This is a genomic window from Floricoccus tropicus (genome assembly GCF_001832905.1).
Taxonomy (GTDB): Bacteria; Bacillota; Bacilli; order Lactobacillales; family Streptococcaceae; genus Floricoccus; species Floricoccus tropicus.
Map to the genome: position 1 here is coordinate 1 of NZ_MKIR01000008.1, position 830 is coordinate 830.

The following is an 830-nucleotide window of genomic DNA, read 5'->3' on the forward strand; positions in this document are numbered from 1 at the left end:
CAACTACAACAAGTAGCAAACCAGGTACTTCAAGCGAAGAAGAAACAAGTTCAACTACAACAAGTAGCAAACCAAGTACTTCAAGCGAAGAAGAAACAAGTTCAACTACAACAAGCGATGAATCGAGTACTTCAAGCGATGAATCAAGTACTTCAAGTGAAGAAGAAACAAGTTCAACTACAACAAGCGATGAATCGAGTACTTCAAGCGATGAATCAAGTACTTCAAGTGAAGAAGAAACAAGTTCAACTACAACAAGTAGCAAGCCAAGTACTTCAAGCGAAGAAGAAACAAGTTCAACTACAACAAGTAGCAAGCCAAGTACTTCAAGTGAAGAAGAAACAAGTTCAACTACAACAAGCGATGAATCAAGTACTTCAAGCGAAGAAGAAACAAGCTCAAGCTCAGCTACAACAAGTAGCAAACCAAGTACTTCAAGTGAAGAAGAAACAAGTTCAACTACAACAAGTGATGAACCAAGTACTTCAAGCGAAGAGGAAACAAGTTCAACTACAAGCGATGAATCAAGTACTTCAAGCGATGAATCAAGTACTTCAAGCGAAGAGGAAACAAGTTCAACTACAACAAGTAGCAAGCCAAGTACTTCAAGCGAAGAAGAAACAAGTTCAACTACAACAAGTAGCAAACCAAGTACTTCAAGCGAAGAAGAAACAAGTTCAACTACAACAAGCAACAAACCAAGTACTTCAAGCGAAGAAGAAACAAGTTCAACTCAACTACAACAAGTAGCAAACCAAGTACTTCAAGTGAAGAAGAAACAAGTTCAACTACAACAAGTGATAAACCAAGTACTTCAAGCGAAGAAGAAA

General features: G+C 38.0%; 1 protein-coding gene. It reads left to right on the plus strand.

Features of this window, described 5'->3' with window-relative positions; translation table 11 throughout:
* A partial coding sequence (locus tag BG261_RS11430) for a hypothetical protein (RefSeq protein ID WP_193790145.1) occupies nt 1-830 on the plus strand: 830 nt, incomplete at both ends.